This is a genomic window from Sphingomonadaceae bacterium OTU29LAMAA1 (genome assembly GCA_024072375.1).
In the GTDB taxonomy this organism is placed as follows: domain Bacteria; phylum Pseudomonadota; class Alphaproteobacteria; order Sphingomonadales; family Sphingomonadaceae; genus Sphingomonas.
The window spans coordinates 3,843,911-3,864,073 of the sequence record CP099617.1; the positions used below are offsets into that span (position 1 = coordinate 3,843,911).

Consider the following 20,163-nt stretch of genomic DNA (forward strand, 5'->3'; position numbering starts at 1 on the left):
ATGTCACGCTATTTCATCGATCGGCCCATCTTCGCATGGGTCATCGCCATGGTGCTGATGCTGGCGGGCGTGATCGCGATCCGCAGCCTGCCCGTCGCCCAGTTTCCTGAAATCGCCCCGCCGGCGGTGGCGATCACCGCCACCTATCCGGGTGCCGATGCCGAGACGCTCGAACGCACGACGACGCAGATCGTCGAGCAGCAGCTGAAGGGCATCGACAACCTGCGGTACTTCTCGTCCTCGTCCTCGTCGGCAGGTACGGTGACGATCACGCTGACCTTCGAACAGGGCACCGATCCCGACATCGCTCAGGTGCAAGTGCAGAACAAGTTGCAGGCGGCGACCCCGCTGCTGCCGCAGGAAGTGCAGCGCCAGGGTATTCAGGTGACCAAGTCCGCTGCCAGCTTCCTGCTGGTCGTCGGTCTCGTTTCGACCGACGGTTCGCATGACAATACCGATCTGTCGGACATGGTCGTATCGAAGTTCCAGGACCCGATCAGCCGCGTGTCCGGCGTCGGTGAGCTTCAGGTGTTCGGCGCGCAATATGCGATGCGGATCTGGATCGACCCGATCAAGCTGAACAGCTTTGCCCTCACCATCGCCGACGTTACCGCGGCGGTGCAGGCGCAGAATGCTCAGATTTCCGCGGGCCAGATCGGCGCACAGCCGGCACCCAAGGAGCAGATGCTCAACGCGACCGTTTCTGTGCAGTCGCGCCTCCAGACGCCGGAGCAGTTCGGCAACATCCGGCTGAAGACGTCCGCCAGTGGCGCAGTCGTCCGACTCAACGATGTCGCCCGCGTCGAGTTCGGCGCCGAGAATTACGGGTTCGACGTCCAGTACAACGGCAAGCCGGCATCGGGCTTCGGCGTCCGTCTCGCCGCCGGGGCCAATGCGCTCGACACCGTCGAACTGGTCAAGCAGCAGGCGCAGTCGATCGGCAAGACGCTGCCGACCGACGTGAAGGTCATCTATCCCTACGATACCACGCCGTTCGTGCGGCTGTCGGTGGAACAGGTGATCCACACGCTGGTCGAGGCGGTGATCCTCGTCTTTCTTGTCATGTTCCTGTTCCTCCAGAACTGGCGCGCGACGATCATTCCGACGATCGCGGTGCCGGTGGTGCTGCTCGGCACGTTCGGCGTGATGGCGATGGCCGGCTTCACGATCAACACGCTGACGCTGTTCGGCATGGTGCTCGCGATCGGACTGCTGGTCGATGACGCGATCGTCGTGGTCGAGAACGTCGAACGGCTGATCGTCACCGAACATCTCAGCCCGAAGGAAGCGTCGCGCAAATCGATGGACGAGATCAGCGGCGCGCTGATCGGCATCGGTCTTGTGTTGTCGGCGGTGTTCCTGCCGATGGCGTTCTTCGGCGGCTCGACCGGCGTGATCTACCGTCAGTTCTCGATCACGATCGTCTCTGCAATGGTGCTGTCGGTGCTCGTCGCGCTGATCCTGACGCCGGCGCTGTGCGCGACGATCCTGAAGCCCCACGATCCCGACAAGAAGCAGGGCAATGGCCTGCTGTCGCGGTTCTTCGGCTGGTTCAACCGCAATTTCGACAAGGCGCAGCACAAGTACGAGGGCGGTGTGAAACGCACCGCCCGCAGCTGGAAGCGGTCACTGCTGGTGTACGTGCTGATCGTCGCCGGCATGGTCTTCGTCTTCACGCGCCTGCCGTCGGGCTTCCTGCCGGACGAGGATCAGGGAACGGTGCTTGCGCTGGTCCAGGGTCCGGCCGGTGCCACCAGCGCACGTACCGAGAAGGGCCTGAATCTCGTCCGCGACCACTTTCTGAAACAGGAAAGCGCCAACGTCGCCGGCGTGTTCACCATCAACGGCTTCAGTTTCGCCGGCCAGGGCCAGAACGCCGGCCTCGTCTTCGTCAATCTCAAGCCGTGGGAAGACCGCGGCGGTGCCGAGAACAAGGCGCAGGCGATCGTCGGGCGTGCGATGGGGACGTTCGGCCAGTATAAGGACGGCATGATCTTCGCGCTGGTGCCGCCGGCGGTGCAGGAGCTGGGCAATGCCACGGGCTTCGATGCGCAGTTGGTCGATACCGGCGGGATCGGTCACGAAAAGTTGGTGCAGGCACGCAACATGATGCTCGGCATGGCCGCGCAGGACCCGCGCCTGGCGCAGGTCCGTCCTCTCAGCCTCGACGACGCACCGCAGTTGAAAGTCAATATCGACGAGGACAAGGCGCGGGCTCTCGGGCTCGACCTTTCCGACATCAATACGACTATTTCTACCGCGTGGGGCGGGGGCTACATCAACGACTTCATCGATCGCGGGCGGGTGAAGCGGGTCTACATCCAGGCGGATGCGCCCTACCGGCTCGCGCCGGACGATGTCGGCGACCTGTACGTGCGCAGCAGCAACGGGCAGATGGCACCGTTCACGGCATTCTCGACGCTGGAATGGGCCAATGCCCCGGTGCAGCTGACCCGCTACAACGGACAGCCGGCGATGCAGATACAGGGTTCGCCGGGAGCGGGCCTGAGCACCGGAGCGGCGATGACGGCGATGCAGGAGATTCACGCCAAGCTGCCGCCGGGGACTTCGCTCGAATGGACCGGTCTCTCGTTCGAGGAGCGGCTGTCGGGTGGTCAGGCTCCGGCGCTGTACGGCCTGTCGCTGTTGATCGTGTTCCTGTGCCTCGCCGCGCTGTACGAAAGCTGGTCGGTCCCGATCTCGGTGCTGCTGGTCGTGCCGCTCGGCGTCCTAGGTGCGGTTTTGGCTGCATGGCTGACTGGGCTGAACAACGACATCTATCTGCAGGTCGGCCTGATCACCACGATCGGCGTGTCGGCGAAGAACGCGATCCTGATCGTCGAATTCGCCGAGGAGCGGATCAACGAGGGGATGAAGCCCTTCGACGCGGCAGTGGAGGCCGCCAAGCTGCGCCTTCGCCCGATCCTGATGACGTCGCTGGCCTTCATCTTCGGCGTGCTGCCGTTGGCGATCTCGACCGGCGCGGGCGCGGGCGGGCAGAATGCGATCGGTCGCGCCGTGGTTGGCGGCATGCTGTCGGCGACGGTGCTCGCGATCTTCTTCGTGCCGATGTTCTTCGTCGTGGTGCTGCGCCTGTTCGGGCACGGTGGCGAGGCGAAGCCGGTGGTCGAGGACCGACCGCATGATGACGATACGCCTGATGACGGCGCGCGCGGGCCAGTTCCCGCGCCGCAGGGAGCGTGAGTGTGATGAATAGTAAATGTGTCCTCGGCCTGCTCGCGGCCACGGCGCTCGCCGGCTGCAACCTGGCGCCGAAGTATGTACGCCCGGTCGGCGCGGTCCCGGCGGCGCTGCCGCAGGGCGGCGTCTATCCGGCGGCGGCGACCGACGCGCCCGACGTGACGAAGATCGGCTGGAGGACGTTTTTCACGGACGAGCGATTGCGCGACACGATCGCGCTGGGGCTCGAAAACAACCGCGATCTGCGCGTCGCCGCGGCGAACGTATTGCAGGCTCGGGCACAATATCGTGTTTCGCGCGCCGATCTGGTGCCGTCGACCACGGTGTCCGGATCGGGAACCTACACCAATAACATCCAGGGTGCGGCCGGTGCGCTGGGCGGTGCGGCTGGTGGCGGTACATCCGGGGGTGGTGCTGGAGCCGGTGCCGGGGCGGGCGGCGGCGGCGCCGGCGTTGGAACCGGCGTAGGCGGGGCATCGTCGAACCTGGAATTCTATTCCGTCAATGCCGGCTTTTCGGCGTTCGAGCTCGACCTGTTCGGGCGGGTGCGCAACCTGAACCGCGCGGCTTTGGAGCAGTATTTCGCGACGGAAGAGGCGCAACGATCAACGCGGATCAGCCTGATCGCGGAGATTGCGACGGCCTGGCTGACGCTGGCGTCGGATCAGGATCAGCTGCGTATTTCGCAGGATTCGCTGAAGTCGTTCGAACAGTCGCTGGAGCTGACGCGGGCGCAGTTCCGCATCGGCGTAGCGTCTGAACTGGAAGCGCGGCAGGCTGAGACGACCTACCAGACGGCGCGCAACGATATCGCGGTGTTGAAGACGCGGGTTGCGCGGGACAAGAACGCGCTCGACCTGCTGGTCGGCACGTCCGTCGGCCCCGAACTGCTGCCGCAGGGGCTGGGTAATGGCGATGCCGCGTTGCAGGTGCTGCCGGCAGGCGTCGCATCCGACGTGCTGCTGCGGCGGCCGGACGTGTTGCAGGCCGAGCATCAGCTGATCGCACAGAACGCCAATATCGGTGCGGCGCGCGCAGCCCTGTTTCCGCGCATCTCGCTGACAGCGACGTTGGGTACGATCAGCACGGCGTTGAGCGGGTTGTTCTCGGGCGGCAGCTTCACCTACACCGGAGCGCCTTCGGTTTCGCTGCCGCTGTTCGATGGCGGACGCCTGCGCGGCAACGTGGACGTCGCACGGGCGCAACAGCAGTCCGCGGTCGCGACCTATGAGAAGACGGTGCAAACCGCGTTCCGCGAGGTTGCGGATGCGCTGGCGCAGCGCGGCACGATCGACGAGCAGATCGCCGCACAGACGGCCCGGGCGAATGCGGCCGACGTCGCGTTCCGGATTTCCGATGCACGATACCGGGCGGGGGTGGATTCCTTCCTCACCACACTCGACTCGCAACGCAACCTCTACACGGCGCAGCAGCAGCTGGTGACGACGCGACTTTCGCGGGGGAGCAATCTGGTCGAACTGTATCGGTCACTGGGTGGCGGGCTGGAGTGATCCCGCTCGGGCCGCGTTGACGGCCGGCGCCCGGATCGGCGCCAGGTTGTCGAGGAACTGCGCCGCGCTGTTCGCCCAGGTGAAGCGGCTGGCATAGGCGGTGCATCGGGCACGATCGCGGGTGTTTGCGCGATGTATCGCCGTTGCCAGATCGGCGTGGATCGCGCCGATGCTCTCGTCGAGGATGTCGAGCGGCCCCGGAGCGGGAAAGGCGGCAACAGGCGTGCCGCATGCCAGCGCTTCGATCATCACCAGACCAAAGGTGTCGGTGAGACTGGGAAAGACCAGCACGTCGGCGCTGCGATAGGCTGCCGCCAGATCGGCGCCGAATTTGGCGCCGAGAAACCGCACGTGGGGATAGCGGGCGGCCAGCATTGCGCGGGCGGGGCCGTCGCCGACGACGACCTTCGTGCCGGTGACGGGCGTTTCCAGGAACGTCTCGACGTTCTTCTCCACCGCGACGCGCCCGACATACAGCAGGATCGGGCCAGCAAGCGCTTCGATCGCCGGATCGTGCGCGCCGTCGGCGGAGAAGGTCGAAAGGTCGACGCCGCGGCCCCAGCGTCGCAGCGACGAAAGGCCGTGCGCACGCAATATGGCGTCGACCGATGGCGTCGAGGTCAGGATCGCGTCGGCGGGGGCGTGGAACCACCTGATATAACGCCAGATCCATTCGGGATTCGCGCCGGTGCGCGTCGCTACATAATCGGGAAACTGGGTGTGATAGGCGGTCGTGAAGCGCAACCCCCTGGCGACGCACCAACGCCGGGCGGCCAGACCGAGCGGACCTTCGGTGGCGATGTGGATCGCATCGGCGTCGAAGGCGCGGATGAGGCGACCGATCGTGCTGCCCCGTGCCAGCGCCAGCCGGATTTCGGGATAGCTGGGGCAGGGCAGGTTGACGAAGCGATCGGGCGAGATCGTCAGCACGGCATGCCCCTGCCCCTCCAGTTCCTTGGTGACCGCGGTCAGCGTGCGCACGACGCCGTTGACCTGCGGGGTCCAGGCGTCGGTGACGAGGGCGATACGCATCAGGCGGCCAGCGTTCCGGCGCGGTCGCCCGCGTCGCGCCTGGCGATTTCGTCCGCCCAGTGCAGCAATTCCATGCGTCCGTCGAAATGTTCGACCAATGCGGTGCAGCCTTCCACCCAGTCGCCATCGTTATAGTAAGCGACATCGCCGATCTGGCGGATTTCGGCCGTGTGGATGTGGCCGCAAACGACCCCGTCGACGCCGCGGGATCCCGCGGCGTGCGCAACGACCTCCTCGAATTGCGAGATGAAGGCGACGGCGTTCTTGACCTTGGCCTTGGCGTGCTTCGACAGCGACCAATAGGGAAGGCCCAGTCGCCGCCGGGTGAAATTGACCCATTGATTGACGACCATCAGCGCGGTGTAGGCACTGTCGCCGACCAGTGCGACCCAGCGGTGCGCGAGGGTGATCGCGTCGAATTCGTCACCGTGCAGGACGAGCAGACGACGGCCATCGGCGGTGGTATGGATCGCCTTGCGCCGGATCCTGACGCCGCCGAAGTCGAGACCGGCGAACTGACGGAAGATCTCGTCGTGATTGCCGGGGATGTAGGTGACGCGGGTGCCACGCTTGGCGCGCTTCATCAGGCGCCAGACGACGTCATTGTGCGCGGGCGGCCAGTAGAAGCGCTTCTTGAGCCGCCAGCCGTCGATCATGTCGCCGACGAGATAAAGCTGCTCGCTGTCGACGTGGTCGAGGAAGTCGATCAGCATTCCGGCATTGCAGCCGCGTGTGCCGAGGTGGACGTCGCTGATCCAGATCGTGCGGAAGCGGCGGCGAGTGACGCCGGTGCGCTCCGGCAGCGTCGGACGCTGCGGCGTGAACGCAATGATGTCGGCGGTGATCTGATCGTCGGTGGTCATGCATGGCCCCCCGGAACGCGCTGTTCCTGACGAAGGCTATGCCCGTGCGATGTTACGGCCCGGTCACGGCAGCGTTACGGATGTGTGGCGGTCGATGAGCGCTGGTCGGGCGCCTCAACCCATCGTCGTGCGCAGTACCGTCAGCAGGAGCCAGTACAACGTTCCCGCCAGCAGCATCGCGGCCGGCAGTGTCATGACCCAGGCGAGCGCCATGTTGCGGATCGTGCGCCATTGCAGTCCCGCGCCGTTGGCGACCGACGCGCCCGCGACGCCCGAGGACAGGATGTGCGTGGTCGAGACCGGCATCGCGAAGCGTTCGGCGAGCAGGATCGTCGCGGCGGTCATCAGTTCCGCCGCCATGCCCATGCCATAGGTCAGATGCGTCTTGCCGATCCGTTCGCCGACGGTGACGACGATGCGCCGCCAGCCGACCATCGTGCCGAGGCCGAGCGCGATCGCGACGGTGACCTTGACCCACAGCGGGATATAGCGGGTGCCCTGTTCCAGCGCGTTGCCGTACCCTTTGATCCCCTCGATCTCCTGTGCCGTAAAGCGGCCCTTGGCGCCCTCGCTGGCGACGACCATCTTGCTGGCGTCGAGGACGAGATACATGTCGCCGCGCAAGTTCGGCGTGGCGGCGGCGGGAACCTTGCCGAGCGAACCGTAGCTTTCGAGTCGGTCGCCGACGTCGCGCGACAGGGACGACAACGCACCGTACACGGCAGGGGTGTCGATACGGCGATTGGCCAGACCCTGCGTCACGGTCGCACGGGCGGCGTCGATCGAGGTGGGCTCGGGCCCCGGCTGACGTGCGAAGATGGCTTGCGCGGCGCGCGCCTGCTGGACGAAGGCGGGTGTCGCGCTTTCCGGCACCGTGCGGTTGAGGGCGTAGGCGGTGGGGGCGCAGCCGATCAGGATGAGCATGATGAGACCCATGCCCTTCTGCCCGTCGTTGCTGCCGTGCGCGAAGCTGACCGCGGTGCAGGTAAGGATCAGCGTGGCACGGATGCCTTTCGGCGGCGGCGCACCGACGTCGGGCGCACGATAGAGCTTGGGGTCGCGCAGGAAGCGCTTCATCACGAGCAGCAGCAGGAGCGCTCCGCCGAAGCCGATCAGCGGGCTGACCATCAGCGCCGACAAGACCTTTTCCGCCTGATGCCAGTCGACGCCGGAGGTGCCGCCGGTGTTCGACAGCAGCTGGTTGGCGAGGCCGACGCCGAGGATCGAGCCGATCAGCGCATGGCTGGAAGAATTGGGCAGGCCGACGTACCAGGTGGCGAGGTTCCACAGCACGGCTGCCAGCAACAGCGCGAAGATCATCGCGAACCCGCCCGCGGACCCGATGTGCAGGATCAGTTCGACCGGCAACAGCGTGATGATCGAATAGGCGACGGCGCCCGATGAGAAAAGCACACCGAGGAAATTGAAGAATCCAGACCAGACGACCGCGAGCGGCGCGGGCATGGCATGCGTGTAGATGACAGTGGCAACGGCATTGGCGGCGTCGTGGAAGCCGTTGACGAATTCGAACCCGAGCGCGATCAGCAGCGCCAGCCCCAGGAACATGAATACGCCGGTGGCCAGCGTTTCGCCGACCTCTGCCGTGTCGGCGATGATGCTGGCCCCGGCATAGCCGAGCGCACCGATCAGGACCGCGAGGAATATCCAGCGCCCCGCCGGATGCAGGTGGCCATCGAGGCGGGGACCGCGCGCCGCCGTGGAAGAAGGTGCTGCGTGGACCATGGTAGCCATGACACCGCCGGTGGACCCGCAATGTGACGGGTTCGTGACAGGACGGATGTTATCATGGGTTGGGCGTAGTGGCGAAGCGGCGGCTTACACCGTTCCCATCACCTGCGCGGCGAAGCGTTCCATTTCCTCTTCCTGCGGACTCATCTGGAGCAGAAGCAGATCGAGACCGGCCGCTTCATATTCGGCGATCCGTTCCTTCAGCTGTTCGGGCGTGCCGACAAGATTGGGGCGCAAGCCACGGTTGGAGACGGAATATTCCTGGATCTTCAGTTCGCGCTCAAGCTGCGTTCCGGACAGCCACTGGTCGAAATTCGCGTATCCTGCCGGCAGATCGCTGATCTGCGTGATGCGGTCGAGTTCGCGCTTCGCCTCCGCCTCGCTATCCCGGACGATGGCATAGGCGGCCATGCCATAGTGCATCGGCGCACCGCCTGCGGCTTCGCGGCGCGCGGCCATGTCGGCGATCTTCGGGGCGATCGCCGCGACCGGATCGCCGTGCATGACATAGGCATCGCATCGCGCGGCGATCATCGTCTTCGCCTTTTCGCTCTCGCCGCCGGCGTAGATGGTGGGCGGTTTCACCGGCTTGGGAGCGCAGATCGCGTCCTGCGTTCGGTAATATGCGCCTTCGAAGGTAAAACGCTCCTGCGTCCACAGGCCGTCGACGACGCTGAGCCATTCCTCGGTACGGGCGTAGCGGTCGTCGTGCTGGTCGAATTGCAGGCCATATTGCTTCGCCTCATCGGCCCACCAGGAGGAGACGACGTTGAGCGCGAGGCGACCGTTCGAGATGCGGTCGATATTCGCAGCAGCCTTGGCGAAGAGGGCGGGATGATGGAAGTTCGGGCGAACGGCGACCATCAATTCGATGGTGTCGGTCACCGCGGCAAGGGCGGCGGCGGTCGACCATGCATCGAGCGCGGGTTGTTCCACGCCCTTGATGTCGTTGAGGTTCAGCTCCGCTATCAGGCTGAGGTTATAGCCCCAGCGTTCGGCGTTCCGGGTCAGCCGTCTGGAATATTCCCAGGTCGCCTCCATCCCCTCGTCGGGGACATTGCGCAGCCAGCCGCCGAAGACAGGCATCCAATAACCGTAACGCATCAGGCGTCCTTCATGCGGGTGACGAGATAATCGACTAGGTTATCATGGGGATCGTAACCCAGAACCTCCTGTGGGTTGGCAACGAAGTTGGACAAGGCATTGATATCATAGAAACGGGCGACGCCATCACGGTCGTCGACCATGACCTCGACCCCGCCGACGTCGAGGTCGACCGCGCGGGCTATCCGTTCCGCACCCTTGATCATCTCCGGCGCGGGGGTGACGGCGGTCATGGCGATGCCGCTGCCCGGCACGACGCAGGCGTCGGCGGGGCAAAGATCGAATGCGCCGCCGCCGGCGACGTCGATCGCGTAGAGGAAGTTGCGGTTGAGTGTCTCGATGCGGGTGATCGTACCGGCGCGGGCGGGGACGTAGTCCTGCACCAGCAAAACGCCGTCGATGCTGGTCGGCAGGCCTCCGTCGGCGATCGCGGCGCGCAAGTCCGAGGCGCTGTCGAAGCGCACGATGCCTGCACCGGAACCGCCGATGTTCGCCTTCACGACGAGGGGAAAGCCGATGCTGTTCGCGGCGGCCTCTACGTCGACTGCGCGATGAACGACACGTGTGGCCGGAATCGCGAGGCCCAGGCTCGCGATGAGCGAGAGCTGACGCGCCTTGGACGAATCAATAGCGAGCACATCGGGACCGTTGACGATCGAGGCGCCTGCCCGGCGCCAGTGATCGAGCAGGGCGGCGGCGTGAAAGATGGGATGTTCGTCGCTGCGCAGGAAACTCGACATCGCGATGCGGTTGAAGATTAGCGGCGCGGGCAAGGCCGTATCGGCAGGGTTCCAGTTACCATCCGGCTTCAGCGCAGAATAGGCGATGCCGCGGCGGTCGAGGGCGGCGAACAGCGGCGCGAACCACGCCGGATGTTCGTAGAGGATGGCAAGATTGGTCATGTCAGGAGGAACTTAGCGGATCGACGGGCGCCGGGGGAAGTGTAGCTTGGCTTGCAACCGGAAAAGGAGAGGCGGCGTGGCGCAGTACGGCGATTACCAGAACCTGATCTACGGCGCGGGCTTGCAAGGCGTGATGCCGCGCTGGCCGGTCGACTTCGCCGGGCTGGAGGCACGCGCGTCGGCGGCGATGGCGCCGGGCGTGCTGGGCTATGTGCAGGGCGGGTGCGGGGACGAACTGACGCAGCAACGCAATGCCGAAGCATTCGGCCATTGGGGTATGACGCCCAGAATGATGGTGGATTGTACCGCGCGCGACCTGTCGATCACGCTGTTCGGATGCACGCTGCCGACGCCCTTGTTCATGGCGCCGATCGGAGTGACGGGCCTGTGCACGCAGGACGGGCATGGCGATCTGGCCGCGGCGAGGGCGGCCGCAGCGACGGGGGTGCCGCTGTGCGTATCGACGCTGGCCAACGATCCGGTCGAGGACGTGATCGCGGCGGCGGGGGCGGTGCCGTCGTTCTTCCAGCTGTACACGCCCAAGGACCAGGAACTGGCCGAAAGCCTCGTCCGACGTGCTGAGGCCGCGGGGGCGAAGGCGCTGGTGGTGACGCTGGATACGTGGGTGACGGGGTGGCGGCCACGCGACCTGAACGTTGCGAACTTTCCCCAGCTGCGTGGCCACGTACTGAGCAATTACTTCAGCGATCCCGTGTTTCAACAAAGGCTTGGTAAGGATATCTCGCAGAATATGGCGGAAGCAGTCGGGCTGTGGGCGCGGCTGTTCGGCAGGGTGCTGGGATGGCACGATCTTGCCTGGCTCAAGTCGATCACATCGCTGCCGGTGGTGCTGAAGGGCATCTGCCACCCCGAGGATGCACGGCATGCGGTCGATCTGGGGGCGGATGGGATCTATTGCTCGAACCATGGCGGACGGCAGGCGAATGGCGGCATCGCTGCGATCGACATGCTGCCGGCCGTGGTCTCGGCGGTGGCGGGCCGGGTGCCGGTGTTGTTCGACAGCGGTGTGCGATCGGGAACCGATGTGGTGAAGGCGATCGCGCTGGGCGCGGATGCGGTCGGGATCGGTCGCCCATATTCCTATGGACTGGCGATCGGCGGGGCAGAGGGCGCGTCGCATGTGCTGCGCTGCCTGCTGGCGGAGGCGGACCTGCTGATGGCGGTGAACGGCTGGCCCACACTGGCCGCGGTGCGCGAGGCGGGGATCACGCGCGTGTGAGACGAAAAGGGGGAGCGGCCTTTCGGTCGCTCCCCCCGGTCGTTCGGGTCGTAATCGGATCAGAGACCGATGCGGACGCCGGCATAGTAGCGACGGCCGAGCGCGTCATAGGTGCCGGCATCGGTATCCTGACCTGCCGATGCGCCGATGTCGGCGAGGTACGGCGGCTTGTTGTCGAGCAGATTGTCGCCGCCGATATAAAATTCGAAATTGTCGGCGGTGCGGAAGCGGATCTGCGAGTCGAGGTAGAATTGCGGACGGACACGGTACAGCGGATTGCTGCCCGGCCGTGCGCCGACGAGCTGGTCGTCGAGGCTCGACTGGCTGAGCCACGTACCGGTCATGGTCAGGCCGACGCCCGCCATGTCGTACGAACCGTTGATCGTGAACTTGTCACGCGGCGCGCCGATCTCGCCCGCGAAATAGTCGCGGTCGGAATCGGGCAGCGGCACCGAATAGCCACTGATCAGGTGCGTGTACGAACCGCGCAGGCCCAGCGTACCGCCCAGACCCCAATCGGCCAGGTTCTGACGCCAGGTCACCGTGGTATCGATACCCGACGTCTTGACGCCGCCGCTGTTCGACGGACCCGAATTCACCTCGTCCAGCGAACCGGCGCTGTTCGGGCCGACGACCGTCGCACGCCGCGTGATCAGGTCGCAATAGGACTGGATCGAGTTGGCGTAGCACTGGTTCAGGATGAACTGCAGCGGGGTCGACACGATCGCATCCTTGATGCGGATGTTGAAGTAGTCGACAGTGACGACGAGGTTGCGCAGACCGCGGATCGAGCGCGGATTGATCACGACGCCCGCGGTGAACGAATCGCCCTTCTCCTCCTGCAAGGCGGGATTGCCGCCAGCGAAGCTGGTGATGCCCTGAAGATCCGCCTGGTTTGCGGTGAACCGGCCGTTGGCGGCGATGTTGGCGGCGACCCCGGCGGCGGCGCGACAATTGGTCGAGACGGTGCCGGTGCTGGTCGCGGTCACGCCCAGGCAGGGGTCCTGCAAGCCCGACGGGAAATCCTGTTGCGGGGCCTGGAACAGCTCGTTGATGTTCGGCGCGCGGACCGAGCGGGCCTTGATGACGCGGAAGCGGATGTCCTCGACCGGAGCCCATTCGCCGCCATAGTTATAGCTGAACGTCGTGCCGACCGTCGAATAGTCGGACACGCGCACCGCGCCACGCAGGCTGAGCGAGCGGAAGAACGGCTTGTCCTGGATGATCGGGACGATCGCCTCGCCGAACCCCTCCCACAGATCGAACTTGCCCGAGGTGGACGGCAGCGCATTGTTGCCGTTCAGTCCCTGCTGGGTGAGCAGATCGAACACGTTCGAGCTGGTCTCACGGCGATATTCCGTGCCGACGTTGACGCCGATCGGATCGGCCCCGAACAGCGAGAACAGCTTGCCGGTGACGTTGGCGCCGGCAACGGTCTGCGTAACCTTCGTGTCGAGCGTCGTCGGCGCGGCGAGATAGGCCGCGGTGTTGGCGAGCGTACCAATGCCATAGATGTTGGCAGGAATGCAGCCGGCGGCACGAGCGGCCGGATCGGCGCAGACGATCTGACCGGTGGCCGGATCGCGATAGGAATTCAGCGCCTGAACGAAATTGGCGCTGTTGAACTGGCCGCTGCCGCGCTGGTCTTCCTTGGTCTCGCCGTAGATGCCGTAGACCTCGTAGCTGAAGCGATCCTCGAGGAACTTGCCGTTCACGCCGCCCGCGATGCGGAACAGGTCGCGACTGGCCGATTGCGTGCGGGGACCGAAATCGGCGAGGCGGCGATCGAAGTAGACGTCGCGCAGGCCATCGCCATTGGTATCGGTCGCGGCATTGAAGATCGCATCCGGCACGAACGGATTGCGATAGGTGACACCGCCGACGACGGACTGGATCGGCACCTGTCCGCCCGACGCGATCGCGACCAGATCGGAACTGAGGGGGAATGCCTCGATGACCGTGTTGACCTTGGTCTTGGCATAATTGCCCTCGAGCCACAGGTTGGCGGCATCCGACACTTCAAAGTTGGCGCGGCCCGCGGCGACGTAACGCTCGACCGGGACGGCGAGATAGCGGAAGTCAGAGCGGTTAAAGCCGCCGCAGCTCACGCCCGTGCAATTGACCAGCGAGCCACTATTGTAGCTGAAGGTCTGGTCGCCGGCATAGATGCGGCCGCCGGGCGTGAAGCCAGACAGCAGGGTCTGCGGGGTGAACAGGTCTTCGTCACGGCCCGACGAGAAGGCGAGGCTGCTCGAATCGACGGCACTGGAACCCGCCTCGGTCGAGCGATCCTTCTTGAAGATCGTCCCTTCCTTGGAATAGCCGCCGAACAGCATGATATTGCCGCGGCCATCAGCAAAGTTCTTGCCGGCGAGCAGGTTGACCTGACGATCGAAGCCATCGCCGCGTTCGGAGATGCCGATCTGGCCATCCATCTGCAGGCCGTCGAACTTCGTCTTGTAGATGAAGTTCACCACGCCGGCGACGGCATCGGAACCGTAGACCGCCGACGCACCGCCGGTGAGGACATCGACGCGCTCGAGGAACTGGGTCGGGATGACGTTGAGGTCGACGGCCTGGCTGCCGGGTTGCCCCGAGACGAACCGGCGACCATTGACGAGAACAAGCGTGCGATCCTCGCCGAGATTGCGCAGGTTGACCGTAGCGGCACCGGCGCCCTGCGTCGCGAAGCTGGAGTTGGTGCGGCTGATACCGGGCGAACCGAACGCCGGGTTCTGCAACAGCACTTCCTGGACGTTGATCGCGCCCTGCTGCTGGATCTGCTCTGCACCGATCACCTGCAACGGCGAGGCCGATGCGGCGGCCGGCGAGGCGATGCGTGAGCCGGTGACGACGATATCCGCGCCGCCCGGTGTGTCCTGACCGATCGCAGTTGCGCCGTCGCCGGCTGGCGTCACGCCGGTCGCGGACTGGCCGGCAGCCTGGTCGTTGGTGGTCTGGGCCGGAGTATCCTGCGTGGTCGGGGGAGCAGCATCCTGCGCCATGGCAGGCGTAGCGAGCATCGCGGCGCCGACGAAGAGGGAAGTTGCCAGCAACTGCCGGCGGTACGCGAGGGTCATGATCATCGTCCTGTCACTAAAGCCTCAGAATGGCAGCAAACCTGTCCCGAAGAGCAGGCCGGGTAGCTGCGGAAAATCGCGCAGACGAGGGCGAAGTATCCGGTTTGTGGCAGATTTCCTTCCGGTGTTGCGTTTGCGTTACAGGTGCAGGAGAGGGTATTAGGTCACTCCCACTGCACCGTCGAAAATCGTTACATTGAGACGAACACAGGTCGCTCGTTCATGATTCTGAAAGGTCTCGCAGGAGCTTGTTTGTCAGCAATAAGCCGCGGGATGCATTTTGATCCAACCGCGGCGATGGGCCTAATTTTGCTACATGGTAGGCACACTGACGTAACACAATCGTGCGTCGGCATTTTTGGTTCGCGGCTGCAGCAATTTCTCAGTTCTGATGGGAGCCTTTCGCCGCCGTCGCGCGTGTAGCCCGGATGCATATTCCATATCTGGAGATCGACCTGCCCGGGTGGGCGCAGCGGCTCGCCGGAGTCGCGGTGTTCGTGCTGGTGCTCGCGGTGCTGCATCGTATCGTATTGGCGGCGTTGCGAGGGCTGGCGAAGCGGACGACCACCAAGACCGACGACATATTGATCGACCGTCTCGGGCGGCCTTCGTTCTGGCTGGTGATCGTCATCGCGCTCGCCGCATCGGGGCCGGGGCTGGACCTGCCACGCTATTGGGAGAACATCTGGCAGCGGGTGCTGGGGTTGCTGACGCCGGCGGTGTTCGGCTGGATGCTGCTCGCAGCGCTGACGGTCTACCGCGATATCAGCGAAGTGCGGTTCGACATCACCGCCGTCGATAATTTGCGGGCACGGCGGCGGCGGACGCGGATCAGCATCCTGCACCGGATCGGCGTGTTCGTGCTGGTGATGCTGACCGTCATGATGATGCTGATGAGCATTCCCAGTGTCCGGACGATCGGCGTCACGCTGGCGGCGTCGGCGGGTGTCGCCGGTCTGGCGATCGGTGCCGCCGCGCAACCCGCGCTGAAGAACGTCATCGCCGGCATCCAGATGGCCTTTACCGAGCCGATCCGGATCGACGATGTCGTCATCATCGACAGTGAATGGGGGCGGATCGAGGATATCCGGCTGACCTATGTCGTGGTGCGGATCTGGGACGACCGGCGGCTGGTGGTGCCGGTGTCCAAGTTCCTGGAGAACAGCTTCCAGAACTGGACGCGAGAGACGAGCGCGCTGCTGGGATCGGTGTTCTGGTATCTTGATCCCGCCGCCGACGTGCCGCGGATACGGGCGAAGCTGGAGGAGGTGGTGCGGGCCAACCCCCAGTGGGATCAGCGTTTCTTCAACCTTCAGGTCACCGATTCGAAACCTGACGGGACGATGGAATTGCGGGGGCTGATGACCGCCAAGGACGCGTCGACCGCGTTCGACCTGCGGTGCGACGTGCGCGAGGCGATCTATGCCTTCATTCGCGACGAGATGCCGGAGGCGCTGCCCCGCGAGCGGTTCATGCGTGCTCCGGCTGCTCCTGCGGCTCCATCTCCAACGGGGTTTCCATCAGCGCGTCCGTGAAGGTCTTGCGCCACCAGCCGATGTCTTCGCGGGTGATGATGTCCATCATCTTCTGCCAGCGTTCGATGCGTTCCTCGCGCGGCATGCGCAGTGCGAGCATGATCGCGTCGGACATTTCCTCGGCGGAATAGGGGTTTATCAGCACCGCATCCGTCAGTTGGCATGCGGCACCCGCGAAGCGCGACAGGATCAGGACGCCGGGGTCTTCCGGGTTCTGTGCCGCGACATATTCCTTCGCGACGAGATTCATGCCGTCGCGCAAGGGAGTAACTAGGCCGATCTTGGCGGCGCGGTAGATGCCGGCGAGCACGTCGCGCGGATAGCCCTGGTTGACGTAGCGGATCGGCACCCAGTCGATGTCGGCATAGGCGCCGTTGATCCGGCCCGCGAGCCCTTCGAGGTTGCTGCGGATCTTCTGGTAGCTGCCGACGGTGGCGCGGCTGGGCGGGGCGATCTGGAGGAGGGTGACCTCCTTGCGCTCTTCGGGATGCTCGACGAGGAAGCGTTCGTAGCCGAGGAAGCGCTCTTCGAGACCCTTGGAATAATCGAGCCGGTCGACACCGACGATCATGTCGCGGCCGACCGCGGCGTCGCGCATCTGGCGGAACGACAGGCGACCGCGCGTGCTGGTGGCGAGGTCGGCAAATTCCTTGGCGTCGATGCCGATCGGGCAGGCCATCACCTTCACCCGGCGGTCGTCGAGGACGAGGTCGCCATCCTCCATATGCGCGCCGAGTTCGTGCATCGCATAATCGCAGAAGGACTGGAGCCATTCGTCGGTGTGGAAGCCGATGACGTCATAGGCGAACAGGCTGCGCACCAGCGCCTGCGCCTCTGGCAGAATCGCGAGCAGGCGGCGCGGCGGCCACGGGATGTGGAGGAAGAAGCCGAGGCGGTTGCTCGCACCGCGTTTGCGTAGTTCCTCGCCAAGCGGGAACAGGTGGTAATCCTGAATCCAGACCGAATCGTCTTCCTCGATCAACGGCTGGACGGTGTCGGCGAAGCGTTCGTTGACGCGCTGGTAGCCGCCGGCGAATTCGCGTTCATATTCCGCTAGATCGACGCGATAGTGGAACAGCGGCCAGAGCGTCCGGTTCGCGTAGCCGTTGTAATATTCGTCGATATCCTGTTCTTCGAGATCGACCGTTGCGGTGGTGACGCCTTCGCTGCGCTGGAAGGTGATCTGGCCGGTATATTCATCGGTCTGCTCGCCCGACCAGCCGAACCACATGCCCTTGTACTCGCGCAACGCGGAAGCGAGCGCGACGGCAAGCCCGCCCTGTGCGCCGGACTTGGAGCCCGACGGGGCGGATACGCGATTGGATATGATGATCAGACGGCTCAGCGGATCGAACTCCATGGTTTGGACAACAGGGCGGCACAGTTGATCATGCCCACCAATGAATAGGTCTGGGGATAATTTCCCCAGAGTTCTCCTGATGTTGGATCGATGTCTTCAGAAAGAAGACCCGCTGCGGTACGCCGTGCCAGCATCTCGTCGAACAGGGCACGGGCATCCGCCTCTCGCCCGGTGAAGTGCAGGGCCTCGATCAGCCAGAAGGTGCAGACGTTGAACGCGGTCTCCGGCAGGCCGAAGTCGTCCTCGGTATCGTAGCGGAGCATGTGGCTGCCGCGGCGTAGGCCCTTCTCCACCGCCTCCAGCGTGCCGATGAAACGCGGATCGCCGGGTTCGAAGAAGCGCAGGTCGAGCAACTGGATCAGGCTGGCGTCGAGGTCGTCGCCGGAGAAGGTCGCCGACATGCGGTTGGTTTCGGGACGCCACGCATTGACCTCGATCTCCTTACGGATCTTGTCTGCGCGGTCCTGCCAAAAGACCCGGCGATCGGCCAAGCCGAGGACGTGCGCGGCGTTGGCAAGGCGGTCGCACGCTGCCCAGCACATCGCCGACGAATAGGTGTGGACGCTCTGACGCGTGCGCAATTCCCACAGGCCGGCGTCCGGCTGATCGTGATATTTCCACGCACGCTCGCCGACGTGTTCGAGGCTCTGGAAATCCTCGATCCCCGACTGGCGGAACAGGCGCTGATCGAAGAAGGCGTGGACGCTGCACAGCACGATCTGGCCATAGGCGTCGTGCTGGATCTGCTCGTAGGCCTGATTGCCGACGCGCACCGGTCCCATGCCGCGATAACCGGCAAGGGCGGGGGCGAACCGCTCTTCCAGCGTCGCTTCGCCGAGCACGCCGTAGAGCGGCTGGATGTGACCGCCGGCCGCGCTGTCGACGATGTTGCGGAGGTAGCCGAGATAGCCCTCCAGCACGTCGAGCGCGCCGAGGCGGTTGAGCGCCTGCACGGTGTAATAGGCGTCGCGGACCCAGCAGTAGCGATAATCCCAGTTGCGCTCCGATCCGGCATGTTCGGGGATCGAGGTGGTGAGCGCGGCGACGATCGCGCCGGTCTCCTCATGCTGGCACAGCTTCAGCGTGATCGCCGAACGAATGACGACGTCCTGCCATTCCAGCGGGATGGCGAGGCCGCGCACCCATTCCTGCCATTCGGTGATCGTCTGGGCGAGCATGGCGTCGAGCGTGTCGGCGAGGTCGCCGCTGAAGCTTTCGTCCGGCCCCAGGAAGAAGTGCAGCGGGCGTTCGAGGCGGAAGGTGCGCTCTTCCTGCACCATCCCGATCGGCGCGGTGGTCGTCAGGCGAAGCTGCATCGCGTCGAGCAGGATGCGCAGATGGTTCGATCCACCGATCTGTTCGCGGCAGGTGCCGCCCCAGCCGCAGGTGGTGCGCAACTGCATCGTGACGCGCGGGCTGCCCCGTAGCGGCCGGACGATGCGGGCGAATGCGACCGGGCGATAGGTGCGACCCGAGCGAACGAAGCGCGGGCAGAAATCGATCACCTCAAGCGCATTGCCGGCGCTGTCGGTGTGCGTGCTGACCAGGATCGGGGTGTTGCGGATGTAATGTTGTTCGACGCTGACCGAGTTTTCGATCTCGACCCCCCAATAACCGCTGTCCGGTTCGGCACCGCCGACGAGAGCGGAGAACAGGGGATCGCCATCGACGCGCGGCACGCAGGCCCAGACGAAGCGGCCCGCCCGGTCGATCAGCGCACTGACCTGGCAATTGCCGATCGGCCACAGGTCGACGCTGGTGCTGGAGGGCGTGCTGGTCGACTCTGCGGTCATGCGGTCAGGCTTTCGGTTGCGGTTTCGAGCCACGTGAGGGTGGTGGCGACATCATCGAGGCGCCAGGCGGCGGCGGTATCGCGGGGGGCACCGATCAGGATGCCGGCACCGCCTAGGTCGCGGGCGGCGACCATCGCCGGTTCGTCGGTATCGTCGTCGCCGAGGAATACGGGGGTGCGACCCGCGAATAGCGGCGCCTGCATCAGGGCGCGGAGCGCGGTGCCCTTGTCCGCACCGGGAACGCGAACCTCGATCATCATCTTGCCGGTCTGCAGATGCAGGCCGGCATCAGCGGCAAGGGTCGCGGCGAGATCGCGGGCGGCGGCTTCGGCGGTCGGGGCGGCGCGGTAGTGAAGCGCGGCTCCGAGCGGCTTTTCCTCGACCAGCACCCCGTTTGTTGCGGTTGCGAAGGTATGCATCTGGTCGACTATACGGTCGAGGGCAGCGGGACGTTCCGCGCGGGCATGCCGGCCGTCGGGCCATGCGACTTCCAGTCCGTGGCTGCCCGAGATCGCGAAATGAGGATTGCCGAACAGCGCGCGGATGCCGGCGACCGGCCGCCCGGAGATGATCGCGACGCGACCGTCGAGCGCGTCGCCCAGACGATCGATGAGGGCGGCGAGGCGGGCGTCGACCGCGACGGCGTCGGGATGGCCCTGCAACTCGACGAGCGTGCCGTCGAAATCGAGGAACAGCGCCGCATCGCGGAGCAGATCGGCAGGGGGCGGAGGGAGGTGCGTCACGCAGCGCCGTGTCGGGGATCGGGCGGGGAGGGTCAAGCGGGTGACGTCCA

At 65.1% G+C, this 20,163-nt stretch carries 13 protein-coding genes; 4 read left to right on the forward strand and 9 right to left on the reverse strand.

Features of this window, described 5'->3' with window-relative positions; translation table 11 throughout:
• Together NF699_18555 and NF699_18560 are read left to right on the forward strand one after the other, a co-directional pair.
• Positions 1 to 3,204, forward strand: coding sequence for an efflux RND transporter permease subunit (locus tag NF699_18555; protein ID USU05003.1), 3,204 nt, complete (start codon positions 1 to 3; stop codon positions 3,202 to 3,204).
• A 5-nt stretch (positions 3,205 to 3,209) separates the two neighbouring features.
• Positions 3,210 to 4,712, forward strand: coding sequence for an efflux transporter outer membrane subunit (locus NF699_18560; protein USU05004.1), 1,503 nt, complete (start codon positions 3,210 to 3,212; stop codon positions 4,710 to 4,712).
• On the opposite strand, the gene NF699_18565 is transcribed toward NF699_18560, so the two are convergent.
• From NF699_18565 to NF699_18585, 5 genes are all read right to left on the reverse strand, one after another.
• The gene (locus tag NF699_18565) at positions 4,689 to 5,744 is read right to left on the reverse strand and encodes a glycosyltransferase family 1 protein (protein ID USU05005.1); all 1,056 of its coding nucleotides are present in this window, start codon (positions 5,742 to 5,744) and stop codon (positions 4,689 to 4,691) included. The genes NF699_18560 and NF699_18565 overlap by 24 nt on opposite strands.
• A complete protein-coding gene (locus tag NF699_18570) occupies positions 5,744 to 6,607 on the reverse strand; it encodes a UDP-2,3-diacylglucosamine diphosphatase (protein ID USU05006.1) in 864 nt (287 codons plus the stop codon). The genes NF699_18565 and NF699_18570 overlap by 1 nt, the downstream gene beginning before the upstream one ends.
• A 114-nt stretch (positions 6,608 to 6,721) precedes the next feature.
• Positions 6,722 to 8,359 carry an inorganic phosphate transporter gene (locus tag NF699_18575; protein ID USU05007.1) on the reverse strand — a complete coding sequence of 546 codons (1,638 nt, stop codon included), beginning with the start codon at positions 8,357 to 8,359 and terminating at the stop codon, positions 6,722 to 6,724.
• 84 nt (positions 8,360 to 8,443) lie between these two features.
• A complete protein-coding gene (locus tag NF699_18580; protein USU05008.1) occupies positions 8,444 to 9,460 on the reverse strand; it encodes an LLM class flavin-dependent oxidoreductase in 1,017 nt (338 codons plus the stop codon).
• Positions 9,460 to 10,362 carry an alpha-L-glutamate ligase gene (locus tag NF699_18585; protein USU05009.1) on the reverse strand — a complete coding sequence of 301 codons (903 nt, stop codon included), beginning with the start codon at positions 10,360 to 10,362 and terminating at the stop codon, positions 9,460 to 9,462. The genes NF699_18580 and NF699_18585 overlap by 1 nt, the downstream gene beginning before the upstream one ends.
• 76 nt (positions 10,363 to 10,438) lie before the next feature.
• Here NF699_18585 and NF699_18590 point away from each other — a divergent pair, with 76 nt between their 5' ends.
• Positions 10,439 to 11,602 (forward strand): alpha-hydroxy-acid oxidizing protein, encoded by a 1,164-nt coding sequence (locus tag NF699_18590; protein ID USU05010.1) that lies wholly within the window; start codon positions 10,439 to 10,441, stop codon positions 11,600 to 11,602.
• A 59-nt stretch (positions 11,603 to 11,661) separates the two neighbouring features.
• Here NF699_18590 and NF699_18595 read toward each other — a convergent pair whose 3' ends face one another.
• A complete protein-coding gene (locus tag NF699_18595) occupies positions 11,662 to 14,682 on the reverse strand; it encodes a TonB-dependent receptor (GenBank protein ID USU05011.1) in 3,021 nt (1,006 codons plus the stop codon).
• Between the two features lie 428 nt (positions 14,683 to 15,110).
• Between NF699_18595 and NF699_18600 the strand changes: the two genes are divergently transcribed.
• Entirely contained in the window at positions 15,111 to 16,217 is a 1,107-nt protein-coding gene (locus NF699_18600) for a mechanosensitive ion channel family protein (GenBank protein USU05012.1), read from the forward strand.
• On the opposite strand, the gene NF699_18605 is transcribed toward NF699_18600, so the two are convergent.
• The 3 genes from NF699_18605 to otsB are packed head-to-tail and all read right to left on the reverse strand — an operon-like array spanning position 16,153 to position 20,113.
• Positions 16,153 to 17,577: a trehalose-6-phosphate synthase gene (locus NF699_18605; GenBank protein USU05013.1), complete on the reverse strand. Its 1,425-nt coding sequence runs from the start codon at positions 17,575 to 17,577 to the stop codon at positions 16,153 to 16,155. The genes NF699_18600 and NF699_18605 overlap by 65 nt on opposite strands.
• Positions 17,559 to 19,370 (reverse strand): glycoside hydrolase family 15 protein, encoded by a 1,812-nt coding sequence (locus NF699_18610; GenBank protein USU05014.1) that lies wholly within the window; start codon positions 19,368 to 19,370, stop codon positions 17,559 to 17,561. The genes NF699_18605 and NF699_18610 overlap by 19 nt, the downstream gene beginning before the upstream one ends.
• Entirely contained in the window at positions 19,367 to 20,113 is a 747-nt protein-coding gene (otsB, locus tag NF699_18615; GenBank protein ID USU05015.1) for a trehalose-phosphatase, read from the reverse strand. The genes NF699_18610 and otsB overlap by 4 nt, the downstream gene beginning before the upstream one ends.
• Positions 20,114 to 20,163: the final 50 nt, after the last annotated feature.

What these genes read in the sequence shown, in the direction of transcription:
- NF699_18565 (USU05005.1), bottom strand. Translation starts at nt 5,744, where the DNA reads ATGCGTATCGCCCTCGTCACCGACGCCTGGACCCCGCAGGTCAACGGC.
- NF699_18555 (USU05003.1), top strand. Translation starts at nt 1, where the DNA reads ATGTCACGCTATTTCATCGATCGGCCCATCTTCGCATGGGTCATCGCC.
- NF699_18560 (USU05004.1), top strand. Translation starts at nt 3,210, where the DNA reads ATGAATAGTAAATGTGTCCTCGGCCTGCTCGCGGCCACGGCGCTCGCC.
- NF699_18570 (USU05006.1), bottom strand. Translation starts at nt 6,607, where the DNA reads ATGACCACCGACGATCAGATCACCGCCGACATCATTGCGTTCACGCCG.
- NF699_18610 (USU05014.1), bottom strand. Translation starts at nt 19,370, where the DNA reads ATGACCGCAGAGTCGACCAGCACGCCCTCCAGCACCAGCGTCGACCTG.
- NF699_18580 (USU05008.1), bottom strand. Translation starts at nt 9,460, where the DNA reads ATGCGTTACGGTTATTGGATGCCTGTCTTCGGCGGCTGGCTGCGCAAT.
- NF699_18585 (USU05009.1), bottom strand. Translation starts at nt 10,362, where the DNA reads ATGACCAATCTTGCCATCCTCTACGAACATCCGGCGTGGTTCGCGCCG.
- NF699_18600 (USU05012.1), top strand. Translation starts at nt 15,111, where the DNA reads ATGCATATTCCATATCTGGAGATCGACCTGCCCGGGTGGGCGCAGCGG.
- NF699_18575 (USU05007.1), bottom strand. Translation starts at nt 8,359, where the DNA reads ATGGCTACCATGGTCCACGCAGCACCTTCTTCCACGGCGGCGCGCGGT.
- NF699_18605 (USU05013.1), bottom strand. Translation starts at nt 17,577, where the DNA reads ATGGAGTTCGATCCGCTGAGCCGTCTGATCATCATATCCAATCGCGTA.
- NF699_18595 (USU05011.1), bottom strand. Translation starts at nt 14,682, where the DNA reads ATGACCCTCGCGTACCGCCGGCAGTTGCTGGCAACTTCCCTCTTCGTC.